The organism is Rahnella bruchi, assembly GCF_003614975.1.
GTDB classification, from domain to species: domain Bacteria; phylum Pseudomonadota; class Gammaproteobacteria; order Enterobacterales; family Enterobacteriaceae; genus Rahnella; species Rahnella bruchi.
Map to the genome: position 1 here is coordinate 1 of NZ_QZWI01000058.1, position 590 is coordinate 590.

The following is a 590-nucleotide window of genomic DNA, read 5'->3' on the forward strand; positions in this document are numbered from 1 at the left end:
GCATTCACCGGATTGTTATTGGCATCCTTGACGGTCGCCGTCCAGGTCACCGCTTCCGTGCCGTTAGCGACCGCCTGAGTTTTATCAGAAATAACCGTCACCTGCGCGGTATTGGCATCGGCCACTATATCCACCGGCAATGTTTTCTGACTGCTGCCCGCACTGGCGGTCACGACCGTGTTCTGTGCCAGCGTAGAAGTCAGCGTCGCACTGGCGACACCGTTGACGTCCGTCACGCCTGATACTGGCGTGATGACACCCGCCGCGTTATCGCTGCTCCAGGTCACCGTGATATTGGGAACCGGGTGATTGGTCGCATCAAGCACCGTCGCTTGCAGCGTCACGGTGTCAATACCCGCAACCACCGCCGCCGTTTTGTCTGCCGTCAGCGTACTGATTTTCGCCGTGGCCGCATCCGCAACAAATGCGATGTCCGGAGAAGACGCCGTTTTGCCGTTAACCGATGCTGTCACCGTCGATTTGCCGACGCTCAGAGAGCTCAGCGTCACAGTGGCGACACCCTGGGCGCTCGTTTTCGTTGATACCGCAGATAACTCGCCAGTTGAAGGGTTGACGTTCCAGCTCACATC

1 protein-coding gene is annotated in these 590 nt (G+C 58.3%); it reads right to left on the reverse strand.

From position 1 onward, the window contains the following. On the reverse strand, nucleotides 1-587 hold a 587-nt coding region (locus tag D5398_RS25330), incomplete at its 3' end, for an Ig-like domain-containing protein (RefSeq protein WP_425272778.1). Nucleotides 588-590 lie beyond the last annotated feature (3 nt).